Genomic DNA, 17,372 nt, shown 5'->3' on the forward strand with positions numbered 1-17,372 from the left:
GGTGTGGCCGGCGGTCTGTCCGCCGGCGGGAGGGCCGGGCGGTGCGCGATGCGCTCAGCCGCGGCCCAGGAAGTATTCGAGGATGTGCAGGTGGTCTTCGAACAGCTGCGGGCTCATCTCCAGCGCCTCGCTGACCGGGAACCAGCGCGCCTTGTCGGCGTCGTCGCCGCCGCGCACCTGCGGCAGTTCGCCGGCCGGGAAGTCGAAGTGGAAGGCGTGGGTGATGGTGCGGCCGCGCGCGCTGCGTTCGGGATGGTCGAACACGCGTTCGCCCTTGATCGAGCCCTTGAGCACCGCCAGCGGCACTTTCAGCCGGGTTTCCTCGCGCAGTTCGCGCAGGCAGGCCTCGAGCAGGCTTTCGTGCTGGCCGACGAAACCGCCCGGCAGCGCCCACAGGCCGCGGCCCGGCTCGGCGCGGCGGCGCACCAGCAGCACGTGGCCGGAATGCACCACCACGGCATCGGTGGTGACGAAGGTCGGCGCGTACGGCGCATCGGCCCAGGCCGCGCGGTACTGCTCGATGAACTGGTACTCGGCGACCAGCTGCTTGAACGCCGGCGAGCTCTTGCGGAACGCCTCGAGCATGTCGAACACCGGCGCCGGCACGTTGGCGCGGATCAGCATCAGCCCGCCGTGGCTGTCGAGCTGGTTGGCCTCGAACAGGTACTTGCGCAGCTCGGTGGCCGACAGCGTGGCGGTGTGGTTGACGTCGACCAGCGGCCACTGCGGGAATTCGCGCAGGTAATAGCTGGAGGCGTCCTTGTCCATGCCGATCAGGCCGATGCGCGCATCCGCCGCGCCGCCGTCGGCGCGCACCGCCTCGGCGACGCTGCGCTGGACGTTGGCGATCCACTGGCTCTCGTTGTAGAGGTGGTCGCGCAGCGGGCGCACGATCAGGCGGTCGGCGCTGTCGGCGAGCGCGGCCTGGATCATCACCGCGCGCTCGGCGACGGTGAACGGGTTCTTGACGGTGCGGGGAGTGTCGGCGGAACCGACCAGGAAGACGACCTTGGCGGCCTTGCCCAGCGCGTGGCGGGCGACGGCGGCGTGGCCGTTGTGGAAGGGCTCGAAGCGGCCGATGAAGACGAGGTAATCGTATTGCTGCAGTGCCATGAGAATCCCTCACGGAGTTGAAGTGGCCGGCGGTCTGTCCGCTGGCGTATGGCGAATGCTACGCCGATGCGAAGCGCCGTCAAGTGCCGCGCGTCGCCGCGGCGGACGCCGGAGAATTCCGCCAACGGCCGGCTCGAGGCGGCCGCTTCGCTGCGGCCGGCGCGGCCGGTGTCGTGGAGATCGCTACAATCGCGAAAAGCAAGGGAGGGCGACGATGGCGATGCAGGTTCCGCAGTACTGGGCCGAGGCGCGGGTGCAGGAGAAATTCGGGCGCGGGCATGTCTCCGGACGGGTTTCGCTGACGGTGCGTCGCTTCGGTTGGTCCGATGCCAGCCAGTCCGAGGCCCAGGCCATGGCCGAGGCGCGCGTGCGCGATGCGTTCGAGCGCATCCTCGCCGGCGAGAAACTGCCGCGCAACGAGCCGCGCGTGCCTTACGACGCCGAAGGCCTGCCGATCCGCGAGGAAATCGTCGCCCGTTACGGCAACGAAGTGATCACCCGCAACAGCTACGGCGCGCGTTGCCTCAACTCACCCGACGTGTTGTTCGCCGACGTCGACTTCAAGCCGCTTCCGCCGGTGCGCCTGGGCGGGCCGATGGCCGCGCTCTCGCTCGCCGCCGGCGTGGCCTGCGGCGTGCTGGTCCACCCGGTCGCCGGCATCGTCGCCGCGATCGCGACGCTGCTGGCGATCGGCATGGTCCGCGCGAAGCATGCGCGGCGCCGTGACCGCATCGAAGGCGGCGGGCCGGAGGCGCGCGCGCTGGCGCCGGTCAAGGCCTTCGTCGCGGCCAATCCGGACTGGCACCTGCGCGTCTACCGCACGCCCAACGGTTTTCGCCTGCTGGCGATGCACCGCACCTTCGATCCGCTCGACCCGCAGGTGAACGCATTCTTCGAAGCGATCGGCGCGGATTCGTACTACGCGCTGTCGTGCAGGCACCAACACTGCTTCCGCGCGCGCGTCAGCGGCAAGCCGTGGCGCATGGGCCTGCGCGAACACATGCCGTACCGGCGCAGCGCCTGGCCGATCGCCGACGAACACCGCCCCGAGCGCGAGCGCTGGGTGGCCGAGTATGAGCGCAAGGCCGAAGGCTTCGCCGCCTGCCGCTTCGTCGAAAGGCTGGGCGGCCGCGATTACGTATCGGCGACGCAGTCGGTGCAGCGCTTGCACGACGATCTGTGCAGCGCGACGCGCGACCTGCCGATGGCCTGAGCGGGCGGTAGCGGACCCGGTCGTTCGCTGCGACCGGCGTTGTGGCGCCGGTTCATCGACGCGGGGCCGACGCCGGCTGCCTGGATCAGCGCGGTATCAGCGCTTCGAGTTCGCGATACAGCTCGTCCGGCAGTCGGGTGCGGGCCCGTTGCAGGCGTACGCGCAGCGTTTGCGGCGATGCCTGTTCGAGCGAACCGAAGCGATAGCGTCCGAAGATGGTCCATGTGCGCAGTTCGGACAACAGCCTGTCTTCCGCCTGCGAGGCCTGCGGTTCGGACAGCGCATCCAACAGGAAGTCCAGCGCCTGCCATTTGTCCAGCAAGGTGGCGGCGACGGTCAGCCGGGCGCGGTAGTGCGGGCGCAATTCCCAGGCTTGCCGCAGCGCCGGCGCCGTCAACTTGGCGTGGCCGCGCGCGTAGGCCCGCAGGGCTTCGGACGCGACCCGGTGATCGCTGTCGTGCAGCGCCCGCGCCAATACCTCGGGCAGGCCGACGGCTGCGCCGCGGATGAGTCCGCGCAGCGCCAGCAGCCGCAGCCGCGACGAGGCCTGCGACAACCACGGCATCAACCTTGCCTCGTCCTCGGGCAGGGCGCATTCGCTCAAGGCCGTCAGCGCGATGCGCGCCCGCGCCGAGTCGCCCGCCTCCAGCGCGTCGCGCCACATCCGCCGGGGTTCTTCGCCGAACCGTTCGCGCAGCAGATAGGCCGCCACGCGCCGGGGCCCGGTGGAACGGTCGAACATCGCATCGTCCAGGCTCTCGCGCAGCGAGGGCGCATCGACGCGGGCGGCCAGCCGCAGCGCATCGCGGCGCAGGGCGGGGACGCGGCGCCGGCGGGTCAGGCGCAACTCGCGGTCGAGCTGCGCCGGCGCCAACCAGGTTTGCGCCTGCGCCAGTGCGGCGCCGGCGATGCGCGGGTGCGGATCGTCGAGCGCGGCGATACAGGCGTCCGCCGCGCTGCGGGCGCCGGTCGCGACCGCGGCGGCATAGGCGTATTCGCGCACTTGCGGCGAAGCCGACGCGGTGGCGCGCCACAGCCGCTCGGCGTGGCGCGGCGCATGCAGCTGCGGCTCGACCAGTGCGCTCCAGGCGTGGGCGTAACGTTCGCGCCCGCGCATCGACAACGCCAGCTCGATCAGGTCGAACAGCCGCTCCGGCTCGCGTTGGAGCAACGAATCCAGCAGGTTTTCGGCGACCCGCCGGACCGGATCGGCCCAGTCGCCGCAACGGATCAGCGCCGCCGCCATCGCCACGCGGCCGGGCCAGTCGGCGAACGCGCGCAGCGCGTACTCGCGCAGATAGCCGTCGTAATCGCAGCTGGCCACGAACAGGCAGGCCTGGGCGCGTTCGCGGCTTGCGGACTGCAACACCTGCAAGGGCATGCGCTCGTCGGGCCAGACCGGAACCGGCCGGAACGGCCGCCCGCCATGAGCGGCAAGGCGTCGCAGAAAATCGTAATGCCGGGGGCTCTTGCGGATCGCCTCCTCCAGGCGCAGCAGCGCGCGCGCCGGCAGCGCTTGCAGCTCGCCGGCGGCGCTTTCCAGTTCGCTCTCGCCGAAGACGTAGTCGTGCCGGCCGCGCAGCGCGTGCAGGCCCGCGGTCAGGCAGCAGTTCCAGGCCGCCGGCAGGCGCGCCGGGCTGGGAAAATCGATCAGCATCCTTGCGCTCCGAAGATACGTGCCGCGACGCGGTTCAGTCCGCCGCCACCTCGATCCGCACCCCCTCGCACTCCACCACCTGCCCCGCGCGGATCTTGCAGGTCTTGCGCAGTTCCACCTGCCCGTCGACCCGCACCGCGCCGCTGGCGACGATGGCCTTGCCGCTGCCGCCGCTGTGGGCGAGGCCGGCCAGCTTGAGCAATTGGTTGAGTTCGACGAAGTCGTGGCCGGCGTCGAGGGCGAAACGGATCGGTTGCATGGCGGCGTTGCTTTGGGGCGGTGACGGGCAGGCAGGGTCGCAGCGCTGAGACCTGGACGCAAGACGTTTGCGCGCGCGGCGGCGTACTCTCGGGCCTGGGGCGCCCGCGCGGGCGCCGCCAGCCCATCTCTGCAGAGGTCGACGATGAAGCGAGCCCAATACGAACAGCGCGGCCCGGTGCCGCAGGACGTGATCGACGCGGTCGAGTTCCAGACCCCGCCGCTGGCGGAGGGCCAGGTGCTGATCGAGGTGCTGGCCGCGCCGATCAACCCGTCCGACGTGCTGACCCTGACCGGCGACTACGGCCTGCTGCCGCCGCTGCCGGCGGTGGGCGGCAACGAGGGCGTCGGCCGGGTGGCCGAACTCGGCCCGCAGGTGACCCAGCTCAAGCTCGGCCAGACCGTGCTGCTGCCGATCCAGGGCGGCAGCTGGGCCTCGCACATGGTCGGCACGGCCAAGCATCTGGTGCCGCTGCCCGACGGCGCCGATCCCAAGCAACTGGCGATGATCACCATCAACCCGCCGACCGCGCTGCTGATGCTCAGCGACATCGTCGCGCTGGAGCCGGGCGACTGGGTGATCCAGAACGCGGCCAATTCGGCCGTCGGCACGTATCTGATCCAGCTGGCCAAGGCGCGCGGCCTGCGCACGATCAACGTGGTGCGGCGCGAGTCGGCGGTGGAGGCGGTGCGCGCGGCCGGCGCCGACGTGGTCCTGGTCGACGGCGAGGACCTGGGCAAGCGCGCGCGCGAGGCGGCGCAGAAGGCGCCGATCAAGCTCGGCATCGACGCGGTCGGCGGGCTGGCGACCCAGCACATCGCCCAGGCCCTAAGCGAGGGCGGGGTGGTGGTGAACTACGGCGCGATGAGCGGCGAGGCCTGCCAGATCTCGCCGGCCTCGTTCGTGTTCCGCGACGTGTCGCTGCGTGGGTTCTGGCTGTCGCGCTGGTTCCAGCAGGCGACGCCGGCGCGGCGCGCGGAGGTGTTCGGCGAGATCGCCCGGCGGGTGGCCGCGGGCGAACTGCACGCGCGGGTGCAGGCGACCTACCCGCTGGAGCGGATCAAGGACGCGGTGGCCGCGGCCGCCGCGGGCGAACGCGACGGCAAGATCCTGATCCTGCCCAACGGCGAGGTCTGAGGCGCGCGGCCTCGCGCACGCGGCCCGCGCGCGCCAGGCGAACGCGCGCCGGCGCGCGCGGGCCGCGCGTTCGTGCGAGCATCGGCGACGAATCCGCGCATCCCGGGAGCCGCGCATGAACACCGAACTGCAGATGCTGGCCTGGTCGGTCGCACTGGGCATCGTCCATCTGCTGGCGGCCGCCGCGTTGATGACCGCGCAGCGCGGCGTGCGCTGGAACGCCGGCGCGCGCGACGGCACCCCGCCGCCGCTGACCGGCGTGGCCGCGCGCATGGAGCGCGCCTGGCGCAACTACCTGGAGACCTTCCCGATGTTCGCGGCGCTGGCGCTGGCCGTGGTCGTCGCCGGCCGCGGCGACGAGCACACCGCGCTGGCCGCGCAGCTGTATTTCTGGTCGCGGCTGGTCTACGTGCCGGTCTACGCCGCCGGCATCGCCTACCTGCGCTCGGCGGTGTGGGCGGTGTCGCTGTGGGGAATCCTGCAGTTGCTGTGGGCGCTGCTGTAGTCGCTCAGCCCGTGGCGGCCTCGGCCGCAGGCTGCGCCTGCGCGCACAACGCGCGCTTGGCCGTCGGGGTGAGCTGCTTGATCGCGTACTCGGCGCGCAGCGCGGCGCCGCGGTCGGGATGCTCGAAGCGCGCCAGCAGCCGCGCCGGCGGATGCGCGCGGGTATAGCGCGCGCCCTTGCCGGCGGCGTGCTGGGCGTAGCGGCGCTCCACGTCGATGGCGATGCCGGTGTAGAGGCTGCCGTCGGTGCATTCGATGAGGTAGACGTACCAGGGCATCGGCATAGGGTAAGGCGAGCGGCGGGCGAAAGCCGCTTTCTCCAGCTGCCCGGTGCGGCGCGTCCGCGCCCATTTAGGGATTTAGTTAAGTAATCAAGGCTATACTGGCCTCTCCGCGCCGCCCGGCGCGCCCGGTGCCGCCGCCATGTCGCAGGACAAGATCTTCGAAGCCCTGGCCTCGGCGCCGCGCCGGCAGATCCTGGCGTTCCTGTCCGAACGCGAGCTCAGCGCCGGCGACATCGCCGCGCGTTTCGACATGAGCGCGCCGGCGGTGTCGCGGCATCTGTCGGTGTTGGTCAACGCCGGCCTGATCAGCAGCGAGCGGCGCGGCCAGTTCGTGGTCTACAAGCTGGTGCCGGACCACCTGGTCAATACGCTGACCCAGTTCGCGTTCGAGATCTGCCCGGTCGGCGGCCCGCTCAAGCGCGAAAGCCGGCGCGCGGCGCGCAAGACCGCGGGCGGCAAGCCGGCGGCTTGAGCCGCGGCGTGCGGCGCATGCGCGCCCGCATCGGCCCAGGCCGCGCCCGACTTCACTCCCGCTCGAAGCGCTCGATCTCCTCCAGCACCGCCTCGGCGCGGCGCACGCTGGCGCCGGCGACGCTGTCGTCCACCGCCCGGCGCAGGCGCGGCCGGGCCGGGTTGCGCGACCAGCGCAGGAACCACGCGCTGGCCAGCAGCCCGGCCACCCCGACCGCGCCGCCGTAGACGAACATCGACGGCGCGTTGCGGTACAGGTCGACGCCGAACAGGCTCATCAGGATCGCCGCCAACGCCGGCATCCACAGCAGCCACCAGGCCAGCCCGACCGCGAGGCCGCCGCGCACGTAGGCCCGGCGCAGCGCCGCCAGCCGCCGCTGCAGGGCCAACACCGGCGCGGCGTAGTCGATGCCGGCGACGCAGGACTGCACCCACGCGCCGCACACCACCAGGGCGATGCCGTACAGATGCAGCGCCAGGCCGAACGCGAGCAGGTGCGCGCTGTGCGCGTGCGCGCTCCAGAACGCCGCGCCCCAGATCGTCAGCAGCACGCCGGCGGCCATCTGCAGCGCCTGTCCCCACACCAGCGGACGCAGCCCGCTGCGCAGGCGCCGGCCGCGCTCTTCGCGCAGGCGCAGCCGTTCCATCCGGTGCTGGCGGTCGAGCTTGTCGCCCAGCGCCTGCCAGGCTTGCTTGAGTTCGTCGAGTTCCATCGTCGCTGCGCTCATGGTTCGGTTCCGCGGTGGGTAGGGGCGTCAGTCGGCCAGCGCGGCGCGCAGGCGCTGCTTGAGCCGGCCGATCTTGGTGGCGACGTTGCTTTCGCTCAGGCCCAGGACTTCGGCGATCTCGCGATGGCCGCGGTCTTCCAGGTAGAGCAGCAGCAAGGCGCGGTCCAGCGGCGGCTGCTGCGCGATCAGGCGCTGCAGCAGGCGCAGGCGCTGCGCGGTTTCCGGCGTGTCGCCGTCGTCGGCGGGCAGCGCGTGCAGGTCTTCGTCCAGCGCCAGGGTGTCGTGGCGGCGGCTGCGCTCGCGCAGGTGCGAGATCGCCACGTTGAGGGCGATGCGGTACATCCAGGTGGAAAAGCTGCGCTGCGGGTCGTAGCCGGGGAACGCGCGCCACAGTTGGGCGGCGATCTCCTGGGCGAGGTCGGCGCGCTCGTCCTCGCCGCGGGCGTAGCCGGCGGCGACCTTGTAGACGATGCCGCGGTGCGCGGCCAGCAGCGCCTCGAAGCGGCGCTGCCGCGCCGCCGTGGCTTCCCCGCGCATGCCGTCCGCTCCTGCCATCGCCTGGGTCCGTTGGATGTCCATGCCCGGGTGATTCGCGCCCCGGGGCGAATCATCACACCGGCGGCGACGGACGCACGACTCCGGGCCGGCTCAGCTCGCCGCGGCGGCCTCGGCGCGGTGGCGGTAGAACGCCAGGATGGTGTCGCTGAAGTCGCCGATCAGCCAGCGCGCCAGCGGTGCGGCGTACCAGTTGAAGCCGGTGCTGACCCGGTAGTCCATGCGGATGCGCAGTTCGGTGGCGGCGCCGCGCGGGACCAGGGTGTAGCGGGTGCCGGTGAGGTCGAAGTAACGGCCGCCGATCTCGACGTGGTCGTCCAGCGCGCCGCGCGGGATCGAATCCGGCGCGAACTGGTACTGCCACTGCACGTAACGGCCCGGCTGCCAGTCGGCCGAGCGCTGGCGGAAATGGATGCCCTTGCCCATGCGCACCTCGCGGGTGAGGCCGGCGGCGTCCTCGTGGGTCAGCCCGGCCAGCGGCGTGGGCACGCCGATGCGGTACATCCAGGCGCGGTCGACCTCGGCGGCGCGGATATGGTCGGCGTCGAGCAGTTGCCGCCATACCGCCGCGGGCGCGGCCTGGACCAGCACGCTGCGCTCGACCCGCTCGATCCGCCACGGCTCGTCGTGGCCGACGCCGAGCAAGGTCAGCAGCACCGGCAGGAACGCCAGGCTGTAGACCGTCGGCGTCTTCGACCAGCCGGCCCAGCGGCACAGCGCGCCCATGAGCATGCCGCCGATCGAGCCGAACACGACGAACAGCGGCCAGATCAACACCACGCAGATCGCGCCTTCGAGCATGAACAACATCGACCCGGCCATGCACAGGGTGACGCTGAGCCACGGCGCGAAGAAGTGGTAGCGCAGACGGCGCGCGCGCTGGCGCTCGGCGAGGTAGACGGTGACCGCGCCGATCGCGACCGGCGCGAGCAGAATGAAGACGGTGAGCATCGGCGCCCAGGTGCTGCCGGCTTCGCCGTTGAAGATCAGGCGCAGGACCATGCCGATCAGCGCGCCGCCGAGGAACGGCAGCAGTGCGAGCAGCACAGCACGCAACCATCGCTTCGCGCTGGCGTCGGCGGGGCGGTCCGGGACGTGCGGCGGCAGCGGCGGCGGCTCGGGCGAGGCCGGCGCGGCGGTGTCAGGATCGGGTCGCTGCGGATCGTGTTCGTTCATTGGCTTACCCAGGTCTGCGCAGGGGCGCGCGTATGTTCGGCGCGGGTCGGCGGTGCGGCGTCGAGACACTGTAGTTCCTCGCGCGGCGGCAGATCTTCGGGCAGGCGCAGCCCGCGCACCAGCCCGACGCGTTCCAGCGCGCGCAGCAGCCACCAGCCCGGGTCCCATTCGCCCGGATACAGCCCCAGCCGCGCCGAACCCGGGAAGGCATGGTGGTTGTTGTGCCAGCACTCGCCCATGGTCAGCAGCGAGGCGAAGCGCACGTTGCGGCCCTGCACCGCGGCGCCGCGCACTTCGTGGTGCATGCCGCCGTGGTTGTGGGCGAAGTAGCCGACCAGCCAGTGGCCGAACACGCCCGCGGTCACCCGTGCGCACACGCCCCAGAAGACCCAGCCCCAGCCGCCGAGGGCGTAGAAACCCAGCGCCCACGGCAGGTGCTGCCACATCCAGGTGCGCTGCAGGAAGCGGTAGACGCGGTCGTCGGCGATGCGCGATTCGATCTCGATCTTCGGCGGCGCGCGCAGGCGCAGTTCGCAGTGCAACTGCCACCAGGCGTCGCGCAGGAAGCCGCGGCGGTGGGCGAGGTAGTCGTGGCAGTGCGGCAGGCGCTGGGCGTAGTCGCGCAGGTCGTGGGTGCGCACCAGCGCCAGCGGCCCGGCCAGGCCGACCTGCACGCCGCAATAGACCAGCAGGTATTCCAGCCACTTCGGGCATTCGAAGCTGTCGTGGATCAGCTTGCGGTGCATGCCCAGCGAATGGCCGAGCAGCAGTACCGCGGCGGTGGAGACGACGAACAGCGCGAACGCGCCCCAGCTGAAGGTCAGCGCGCCGCCGACCACGGCGCCGGCGGCCATGGCGGTGAACCACAGCGAGCGCACCGGCTCCCACGCCACCAGGCCGTCGCTGACGCTGCGCACCGAGTCGGCCGGCCTGGCCCGCGAGCGCACGCGGTGCGCGCCCAGGCTGGCCGGGAGCGCGTCGGGCAGGGCGGGCGTCGCTGGCATCGCCTGCGCGGATGCGCGGTTGGCGGGCGCGACGACGGGGCGGGCGTTCACAGGCAGGGCATTCACAGGCGTCTCCTTCGCACGTTGCAGGGCCGTCGCGGCCTCCGCGCCGGCGCATGCCGGTGGGAGTCAATGTATCAGCATTTAACTAATTTGCTAAAAGATTGGTTGCGGCCGGCGCTGGCGTCAAGCCCGTGCCGACGGGCGGTCGGCCTGGGTAGGCTCGGGTCATGGCTGGCCGGGGCGCCGGCGCGAACAACTGCGCGCAGCCGCTGCGCGACTGGCGGCGCGCCTCGATGAGCGCGCAGGTGCGTATCGACTCGACGACGCATACCGAATGCGGCCATCCCTAGGCGGCGGCGCCCACTGCGCGCGGGCGGTCGCGAACGGCGTTCGTATGCGATGAGCGCCACCGGCGGCAATACCGTGCGGGCGGCGGCGGGGCTGCGCGCCGGCGGCGATCGCGGCCGCAGGCTGCCGCGTCGCGCAACGCCGAAACCGACCCGGGCGCCGCTCGGCGAACGACTGCTGCCGGCACTGGCGAACTCGCGTCGCCGCCGGGGCAGCCGCGAGGCGGACGCGCCTTCGTGGCCGCCGCACCTACGCCGCGCGCATCGCGCGCTCAGCCGTAGTCGATCGCCAGCACTTCCACGTTGGCGTCGCCGGCCGGCCGTTTCCACACCACGCTGTCGCCCACGCGCGCGCCGTGCAGGGCGCGCGCCAGCGGCGAGACCCAGCTGATCAACCCACGCTCGGGATCGGCCTCGTCCTCGCCGACGATGCGGTAGCGATGTTCGTGGCCGGCGTCGTCGGCCACCTCGACGCGCGCGCCGAAGGCGACCCGGTCGGACGGCTGGCGTTCGGGCGCGATGGTGATCGCGCCGAGGATGCGCGCCTGCAGCCAGCGCATTTCGCGCTGGATATGCGCGCGTTCCAGGCGCGCGCCGACCGCTTCGGCCGCGACCGCCGCGTCCAGTGCCTGCACGCGTTTGATCGCGTCGTTCAGGCGCGAACGCAGCAGCATCATCCCGCGCGGGGTCACGTAGTTGGGGTGTTCGCTGATCGGCAATTCCGGCAGCGCGCCGGGATCGGATTCGCCGTCGCCTTCCCTGACGAAGGCGCGGCTCATGTGAAAGGGGCGTGCAAGACAGACATTGCTCGACTTTAGATCGGCGAACGTTGTCTCAAGGTGAGTGTGATGTGATTAGGGGTTTGCCGGGATTGTCGGTTCGTCGGCCAGAAGCCTTTGGGCCGAATTCAACGACCCGCGTGGCAGGCATTGCGCGCCGGTTTGAGTCGTCCGGTGACTGCGAAGACAGCTTTCTTGCGCCGCATCCGTGACTGCGGATTTTGGTTATTTCCTATTCCCGAACAGGGTGCCTAACCTTGGCCGAGGCTGCATCGCGTACAACAGGAGGTTGGAGGGTGAACCCGATGAATCGAGGCCGCTGTGCGCCGACGGTTGTACGGACGCTTGCATCCGCGGCGCTGGCGGTCGCCGCCTGCATCGCTGCGTCCTGCAGCACAGCGGGGCCGAGCGGACCCCGTCGCGACGGTCGCGAAGCGGCCCCGGCAAGCGCGGTCACGGTCGAGAATTTGCTGCGTTGGTCCGTCCAGGGGCCGACCGGGATCGCCAAGATCCGCAGCGGGCTCGCGCAGACATTCGAGTTGGAGCCGTCCGGCACGAAGGGGCTTTACGGTAAAGGACCGGTGAGGCTGGTCGATGGGTTCGCGCTCAACTTTTCAAGCATCCGGGGCCTGACCGGCGCGATCCATATCGGTGTCGAGGAGCGGCCGTGTTATCCGCCGAGTCGTGCGGCGTCCTTGCTCCCGGGGGCAATCGAGAGCATCGAACTCGATGCGCACATGATCGATCACGGCAAGAACTACGCCACCGAACGCAATGGGTTCCGGGTGTATTTCAACACTACGCCTGATACATATCAGTGCCTGACCAGTATCCACATTCGGCCGTCGGATACGGCGAATCCGTGACTACTGCGACCGCCGATACCGTATATCTGCGGACGCATCCCGAGTTCGTCGAAATGCCGGCACGTATCCAGGCGTGGATACTGGAATCGCCGACCGCAGCCGCCGGTTTTGCCGGATTCTTCAAGCACGGCGGCATCGTGGAGGACCGGCCGAACGTAGGGCTTCCGTACTACTCCGCGAAGGAGCCTCCGACGATCTTCATTGAAGAGTCGCAATGGGGTCCGTTGAGGGCGGAGGACGCCCCCGTCTGGCCCCAGCGCCACCTGTTCGCAACCCTCGCCCACGAGATCGGCCACCACCGCTACAACACCGGCTCGGTCCCGTTTAATGGCCGCAGCGCCGAGGAATACGTGCAGTACCGCGCCGGCCTGGAGGCGCGGGCGATCTTCAACGCGTTTCCCATCTTCAAGGAACTGGAAGGCCAGCCGGAATTCGTGGGCGGCAAGCCGTTCGGCTCCATCGGCTATTTGAACGAGGTCGAGCTGGGTTCGCTGTACGGCGAGTGGAAGGCCGGCCGATTGCGCGACGCCGAGGCGGTCGAGCGGATCGCGGCGAAGGTCGCCGATGCGCCCTACACCTTGGCCAGGCCGCCGCAGGACATGGATCGCAATGGCGCGATCAGCCACCGCGACGCTTACTTGCGCGACTACGTCCAGTACGTCGAGCCGACGCTGAAACCGCCGCCGCCGCCCCGCGATACCGACGCCACGCCTCTCGGCGCGCAGGACGCCGTCTTGCTCGAGCGCCTGCGCGCGCAGGTGCGCGAGCTCGACCGCGCGGCCGGCAAGGGCTGGGACGAGCGAAGCGAGCGTTTGAGCGCCAGCGCCCTGGTCATGGCGAAGGGGTGCGGATTCGTTGCCCAGGACGAACTGCGCCTGGCCTTCAACCGGCGCAGCGACGATTTCGCCGCGGGCACCTTGCTGCATCTGTCGCGGCACGGCGCCAACGCGTCCCCGGACCCGTATGCCAACCGCGCGCACATGCCGCTGGCCGAGGCCCTGGCGATCCCGGCCGCGGAGCGTTGCGAGCAGGCGCGGGCCGGCGAGATCGCGCGCGCGGAGCGGTCGCCGCCGGGGCAGCCGCCAGCCGTTTGCGCGTCGGACGATCCCGGCAAGAGCGCCGCGAAACTGCCGGCCTGACCTCGCCGGCACGAGCCGGCCCGTGGCCGCAGCGGGCCCGCCCGCCGCCCCGATCCGCACCGAACCTGCGATCATGTCGCATGGAAACGCAAACCCCTACGGCCGCCGCCGCGCCGGCCGCGTTCGACACCCTTCCGCTCGCTGCGGCCCTGCTGCAGGGCGTGGCCGCGCTCGGCTACAGCGCCATGACCCCGGTGCAGGCGCGCGCGCTGCCGCCGATCCTCGACGGCCGCGACGTGATCGCCCAGGCCCCGACCGGCAGCGGCAAGACCGCCGCGTTCGGCCTGGGCCTGCTGCAGCGGCTGGATCCGGCGCAGATCCGCACCCAGGCGCTGGTGCTGTGCCCGACCCGCGAACTGGCCGACCAGGTCGGCCAACAACTGCGCAAGCTCGCCTTCGCCATCGCCAACCTCAAGGTCTCGGTGCTGTGCGGCGGCATGCCGCTGGGCCCGCAGCTGGCGTCGCTGGAGCACGCGCCGCACATCGCCGTGGGCACGCCCGGACGCCTGCAGGAACTGCTGCGCCACGGCGCGCTCAAGCTCGACGGCCTGCGCACGCTGGTGTTCGACGAGGCCGACCGCATGTTCGACATGGGCTTCGAAGAGGCGGTGCGCGAGATCGTGCGCAAGACGCCCAAGACCCGCCAGGGCCTGCTGTTCTCGGCCACCTTCCCCGATGCGATCCGCGAACTGAGCCGCAACGCGCTGCGCGATCCGGTCGAGGTCACGGTCGAGGGCGAGACCTCGGCGCCGCGCATCGACCAGTACTTCTACGAGGCCGAGGCCGGGCGCAAGACCCCGCTGCTGGGCGCCTTGCTGCTGGAGTACCGGCCCGAGTCGTGCGTGGTGTTCTGCAACATGCGCAAGGACACCGAGGAAGTGGTCGGCTCGCTCGAACACTACGGCTTCACCGCGCTGGCCCTGCACGGCGAGATGGAACAGCGCGACCGCGACGAGGTGCTGGTGCGTTTCGCCAACCGCAGCTGCAACGTGCTGGTGGCCAGCGACGTCGCCGCGCGCGGGCTGGACGTGGAGGACCTCGGCGCGGTGGTCAACTACGACCTGCCGACCGATCCGGACGTCTACGTGCACCGCATCGGCCGCACCGGCCGCGCCGGCCGCGGCGGCGTCGCGCTGAGCCTGTGCGGGCCGCGCGAAACCGCCCGCGCCGAGCAGATCGCGCAGCGCATGGGCGCGCCGCTGCAATGGCGCAGCGCCCAGCCGCTGGGCGGCAAGGCCCGCAATGCCCCGACCGCGCCGATGGCGACGCTGCGCATCGACGCCGGCAAGACCGACAAGCTGCGGCCCGGCGACATCCTCGGCGCGTTGACCGGCGAAGCCGGGCTCAAGGCCGAGGCGGTGGGCAAGATCAACGTATTCGCCACGCGCTCCTACGTCGCCGTCGCCCGCGGCCAGGCCGCCGCGGCGCTGGCGCGGCTGCGCGAGGGCAAGATCAAGGGGCGCAAGTTCCGGGTCAATCGGTTGTAGGCCGGTTGCTGCGGCGTCGCCGGCGCGCAGAGGCGTGCGCCGTAGTCGGGTTGGCGCGGTCGCGACTCGCGTCGCTCCTGCAGGGCGAGCCCAAGACCGCGTTGTGGCTGGAAGTCCGACTGTAGGAGCTGCGCAAGCTGCGACCGCGACATTGCGCTTGCGGCGCGACCTGCGGCGGTGCGGTCGCGACTCGCGTCGCTCCTACAGGGCGAGCCCAAGACCGCGTTGTGGCTGGAAGTCCGGCTGTAGGAGCTGCGCAAGCTGCGACCGCGACATTGCGCTTGCGGCGCGACCTGCGGTGGTGCGGTCGCGGCTCGCGTCGTTCCTACAGGGCGAGCCCGGGGCGCGTCGTCGCTGGAAGTCCACAAGTTGCGTCACTTGCCGTTGAGCGAGTATTTCCCCGGTCCCAGCAACGCCACCGCGGCCGCCGTGGCCAGGAACATCGCCTGCAGTTCGATCGCCCAGCCGCCTTGCTCGTTGAGCTGGCCGAGCTGGCCCAGGTGGACCAGGGCGATCGCGACCAGCATGTTGCCGGCCACCAGCACCGCGCCGATGCGCGCGTGCCAGCCCAGGATCAGCAGCGCCGGGCCGAGCACTTCGCCCAGCAGCACGCCGTAGCCGAGGAAACCGGGCAGGCCGTGCGATTCGACCATGCCGACGATGCCCTCGGTGCCGCCGCGCAGCTTGGCGATGCCGTGCAGCAGGATCAGCGCGCCCAGGCTCAGGCGCAGGATCAGTTTGCCCAGGTCGGACCAGCGTTCGGTGGCCATGGCGGCTCGCATCGGCGGAAGAGGCCGCCAGGATCGCGCCGGGCGGGCGCAGGCGCCGTGAAGCCGCGAACGAGTTCGGGCCCCGGCCCCGTGCCGGGCGTTTGACCGTGGGAGGGACTTCAGTCCCGCCGCGTTCGTTCCAGATCGCGGCGACCCGGGCGGAAAGCGACGGGACTGAAGTCCCTCCCACAAAAACCGGGCCTTGCCGGCGCCGTTGTGGGAGAGGCTTTCAGCCCCGAGGCTTTTGCATCAGGCCGCCGCGAATCGGCGGCCATCCCGCCTCAGCGCAGCGCCCGCAGCGTCACCGTCAGCGTGTCCGGATCGCCCGAGCGCGCCGCGCCGCTGAAGTCGGGGCCGCCGCTGGCGGTCACGTCGTCGTAGGGGAAGGCGTAGCCGCGGTTGTCGGGCAGGCGTTCGTGCACCAGCCGCGCGTAGTGGTTGGTCTGGGCGTTGCGGTAGAAGCGGCTGGCGACTTCGCCGTTGGGCTGGTTGGGGTTGTCGAGCAGGGTGGTGCGGTTCAACGCCGCGGCCAGGCGCGGGATGATCGCCTTGCGCACCTCGCTGGCGCCACCGAGGCTGAAGGGGCCGCTGTCGCAGCTGAGCACGTCGGCGGTGCTGGGCTTGGCGAAGGCTTCGCCGTTGTTGAAGCGCAGCAGGTTGTCGCCGCCCACGCGTGCGGTCAGCACGCCGAAGCCGGACTGGGTGTCGACGGTGAGGGTGGTGCCGCGGTACTTGTTCCAGCAGGCGTCGATATAGCCGGTCAGGTAGTTCTGGAAGCGTGCGGCCTGGTAGTGCGCGCTCATCGCGCGCAGGTTGCGCCCGTCCGGCCCGCGCTGGATCAGCGAGTTCCAGGCCGAACCTTCCTGCGTGGCCTGCTGCTGCAGCGAATAGCAGATCGGGTCCAGCGAGGCCGCCGGCAGGCCCGGAATGGTTTCGACCCGGCCCGACAGCGAGCGCAGCGACAGCCCCAACGGCGCTGCGACGAAGTCGACATAGCTGATGTTGGAGAACAGCTCGTACTCGTTGAAGGTGAACTCGGCGAAGGTCCAGTTCTTGTTGAAGTTGGTGTCGCTGGTGTTGAGGAAGCTGGGATGCACCACCGCCGGGCCCGGGTTGACGTAGAAGTTCAGCTTGCTGCCGGTGACCAGGTAGATGCGCGCGCCGTACATGCGCGGCACCGCCACGCGCACGGTGCTGCCGTTGGCGCCGAGCGGGATCGCGCAGTCGGCGCCCAGCGGCGTCACCGGCGCGGACGGCGAGGGCGGGTAGTAGGCGCTGCCGTCGGCGCGCACGAACACCGGCCGGCCGTTGTCGAAGCCGGTGACGTAGGCATAGGCCGTGTTCTGGCCGGAGGCGTTGAGCAAGGCGAGGTTGAAGCGCGCCGGGGTGGCGGCGAGCGCGCCGCGCGGCAACAGCGGGACGGCGAGCGCGGCGGCGCTGGCGCCGAGGAAGGTGCGGCGGGTGACCATCGGGTGCGGCTCCTGGGCTGGGCAAGCGCGGCGGCGCGAGCAGGCGCCGGCGGAGCGCGGCGCACGACCAAGCCGGTGGCTTGCGTGGACGGACGCGGGCGCGGGAAGCGCGCCCACGGGCCGCACCTTGTCCTGTGGTTGACAGCGCTGTCAGTGATCGGCGCCGCAGATCGCCCATGCCGGGCCGCGCGCGCCGGCGCGGATGCGGAAGAAAGCGATTACCGTCGAAGCTGAATGCGCGCCGCCGGGTTTACCGCATCTGCCGGCTTGGCCGGCGCGCGGCGCGGCCTCCGCCAAAAGAGGGTTCAGCGCGGCGCGCGGTTGCGCGATCATCGGCGACCCTGTGGCCGTCGCCTTGTCCGCGCCGGCCCGGGCAGGACAGCACCAGCACTTCAGGATCGCGGCTTCCCC

Annotated in this window: 19 protein-coding genes; 7 read left to right on the top strand and 12 right to left on the bottom strand. The window is 71.2% G+C overall.

Features of this window, described 5'->3' with window-relative positions; translation table 11 throughout:
* Positions 1-54: 54 nt before the first annotated feature.
* Complete coding sequence (locus tag BLV01_RS05285; RefSeq protein WP_091794926.1) at positions 55-1,113, bottom strand: bifunctional nicotinamide-nucleotide adenylyltransferase/Nudix hydroxylase; 1,059 nt, start codon at positions 1,111-1,113, stop codon at positions 55-57.
* 22 nt (positions 1,114-1,135) lie between these two features.
* Between BLV01_RS05285 and BLV01_RS05290 the strand changes: the two genes are divergently transcribed.
* Positions 1,136-2,326, top strand: a complete 1,191-nt coding sequence (locus BLV01_RS05290; protein ID WP_254782520.1) for a hypothetical protein — start codon at positions 1,136-1,138, stop codon at positions 2,324-2,326.
* Positions 2,327-2,411: 85 nt separating this feature from the next.
* Here BLV01_RS05290 and BLV01_RS05295 read toward each other — a convergent pair whose 3' ends face one another.
* Both BLV01_RS05295 and BLV01_RS05300 read right to left on the bottom strand, forming a co-directional pair.
* Positions 2,412-3,983 carry a hypothetical protein gene (locus tag BLV01_RS05295; RefSeq protein WP_091794929.1) on the bottom strand — a complete coding sequence of 524 codons (1,572 nt, stop codon included), beginning with the start codon at positions 3,981-3,983 and terminating at the stop codon, positions 2,412-2,414.
* Between the two features lie 34 nt (positions 3,984-4,017).
* Positions 4,018-4,242 carry an RNA-binding S4 domain-containing protein gene (locus BLV01_RS05300; protein WP_091794932.1) on the bottom strand — a complete coding sequence of 75 codons (225 nt, stop codon included), beginning with the start codon at positions 4,240-4,242 and terminating at the stop codon, positions 4,018-4,020.
* 144 nt (positions 4,243-4,386) lie between these two features.
* On the opposite strand from BLV01_RS05300, the gene BLV01_RS05305 reads away from it, so the two are divergent.
* Positions 4,387-5,379, top strand: a complete 993-nt coding sequence (locus BLV01_RS05305; protein ID WP_091794935.1) for a zinc-dependent alcohol dehydrogenase family protein — start codon at positions 4,387-4,389, stop codon at positions 5,377-5,379.
* Positions 5,380-5,494: 115 nt separating this feature from the next.
* The gene (locus BLV01_RS05310; RefSeq protein ID WP_091794938.1) at positions 5,495-5,884 is read left to right on the top strand and encodes an MAPEG family protein; all 390 of its coding nucleotides are present in this window, start codon (positions 5,495-5,497) and stop codon (positions 5,882-5,884) included.
* 4 nt (positions 5,885-5,888) lie between these two features.
* Here BLV01_RS05310 and BLV01_RS05315 read toward each other — a convergent pair whose 3' ends face one another.
* Positions 5,889-6,167: a GIY-YIG nuclease family protein gene (locus BLV01_RS05315; RefSeq protein ID WP_217633451.1), complete on the bottom strand. Its 279-nt coding sequence runs from the start codon at positions 6,165-6,167 to the stop codon at positions 5,889-5,891.
* Between the two features lie 139 nt (positions 6,168-6,306).
* On the opposite strand from BLV01_RS05315, the gene BLV01_RS05320 reads away from it, so the two are divergent.
* On the top strand, positions 6,307-6,639 hold the full coding sequence (locus BLV01_RS05320) for a metalloregulator ArsR/SmtB family transcription factor (RefSeq protein ID WP_091794941.1): 333 nt from the start codon (positions 6,307-6,309) through the stop codon (positions 6,637-6,639).
* A 52-nt stretch (positions 6,640-6,691) separates the two neighbouring features.
* On the opposite strand, the gene BLV01_RS05325 is transcribed toward BLV01_RS05320, so the two are convergent.
* From BLV01_RS05325 to BLV01_RS05345, 5 genes are all read right to left on the bottom strand, one after another.
* Positions 6,692-7,366, bottom strand: coding sequence for a serine/threonine protein kinase (locus BLV01_RS05325; RefSeq protein ID WP_139178507.1), 675 nt, complete (start codon positions 7,364-7,366; stop codon positions 6,692-6,694).
* A gap of 27 nt (positions 7,367-7,393) precedes the next feature.
* Positions 7,394-7,903 carry an RNA polymerase sigma factor gene (locus BLV01_RS05330; protein ID WP_091795859.1) on the bottom strand — a complete coding sequence of 170 codons (510 nt, stop codon included), beginning with the start codon at positions 7,901-7,903 and terminating at the stop codon, positions 7,394-7,396.
* Positions 7,904-8,014: 111 nt separating this feature from the next.
* Positions 8,015-9,097, bottom strand: a complete 1,083-nt coding sequence (locus BLV01_RS05335) for an SRPBCC family protein (RefSeq protein WP_091794947.1) — start codon at positions 9,095-9,097, stop codon at positions 8,015-8,017.
* A complete protein-coding gene (locus BLV01_RS05340; RefSeq protein ID WP_139178509.1) occupies positions 9,094-10,101 on the bottom strand; it encodes an acyl-CoA desaturase in 1,008 nt (335 codons plus the stop codon). The genes BLV01_RS05335 and BLV01_RS05340 overlap by 4 nt, the downstream gene beginning before the upstream one ends.
* Before the next feature lie 622 nt (positions 10,102-10,723).
* Complete coding sequence (locus BLV01_RS05345; protein ID WP_091794950.1) at positions 10,724-11,230, bottom strand: GreA/GreB family elongation factor; 507 nt, start codon at positions 11,228-11,230, stop codon at positions 10,724-10,726.
* A 296-nt stretch (positions 11,231-11,526) separates the two neighbouring features.
* On the opposite strand from BLV01_RS05345, the gene BLV01_RS05350 reads away from it, so the two are divergent.
* The 3 genes from BLV01_RS05350 (at position 11,527) to dbpA (ending at position 14,722) form a co-directional block, all read left to right on the top strand.
* A complete protein-coding gene (locus BLV01_RS05350) occupies positions 11,527-12,096 on the top strand; it encodes a hypothetical protein (RefSeq protein ID WP_139178511.1) in 570 nt (189 codons plus the stop codon).
* Positions 12,093-13,235 carry an XVIPCD domain-containing protein gene (locus tag BLV01_RS05355; protein WP_139178513.1) on the top strand — a complete coding sequence of 381 codons (1,143 nt, stop codon included), beginning with the start codon at positions 12,093-12,095 and terminating at the stop codon, positions 13,233-13,235. The genes BLV01_RS05350 and BLV01_RS05355 overlap by 4 nt, the downstream gene beginning before the upstream one ends.
* A gap of 80 nt (positions 13,236-13,315) precedes the next feature.
* Positions 13,316-14,722: an ATP-dependent RNA helicase DbpA gene (gene dbpA / locus BLV01_RS05360; RefSeq protein WP_091794959.1), complete on the top strand. Its 1,407-nt coding sequence runs from the start codon at positions 13,316-13,318 to the stop codon at positions 14,720-14,722.
* A 374-nt stretch (positions 14,723-15,096) separates the two neighbouring features.
* Here the strand turns inward: dbpA and BLV01_RS05365 are convergent, their stop codons facing one another.
* The 3 genes from BLV01_RS05365 to BLV01_RS25205 form a co-directional block, all read right to left on the bottom strand.
* Complete coding sequence (locus tag BLV01_RS05365; RefSeq protein WP_091794962.1) at positions 15,097-15,492, bottom strand: DoxX family protein; 396 nt, start codon at positions 15,490-15,492, stop codon at positions 15,097-15,099.
* 281 nt (positions 15,493-15,773) lie between these two features.
* Positions 15,774-16,961, bottom strand: a complete 1,188-nt coding sequence (locus BLV01_RS05370) for a glycoside hydrolase family 64 protein (RefSeq protein WP_091794966.1) — start codon at positions 16,959-16,961, stop codon at positions 15,774-15,776.
* A gap of 150 nt (positions 16,962-17,111) precedes the next feature.
* On the bottom strand, positions 17,112-17,294 hold the full coding sequence (locus BLV01_RS25205; protein WP_139178515.1) for a hypothetical protein: 183 nt from the start codon (positions 17,292-17,294) through the stop codon (positions 17,112-17,114).
* Positions 17,295-17,372: the final 78 nt, after the last annotated feature.

The sequence above is a fragment of the Lysobacter sp. yr284 genome, from assembly GCF_900107375.1.
Lineage (GTDB): Bacteria > Pseudomonadota > Gammaproteobacteria > Xanthomonadales > Xanthomonadaceae > Lysobacter.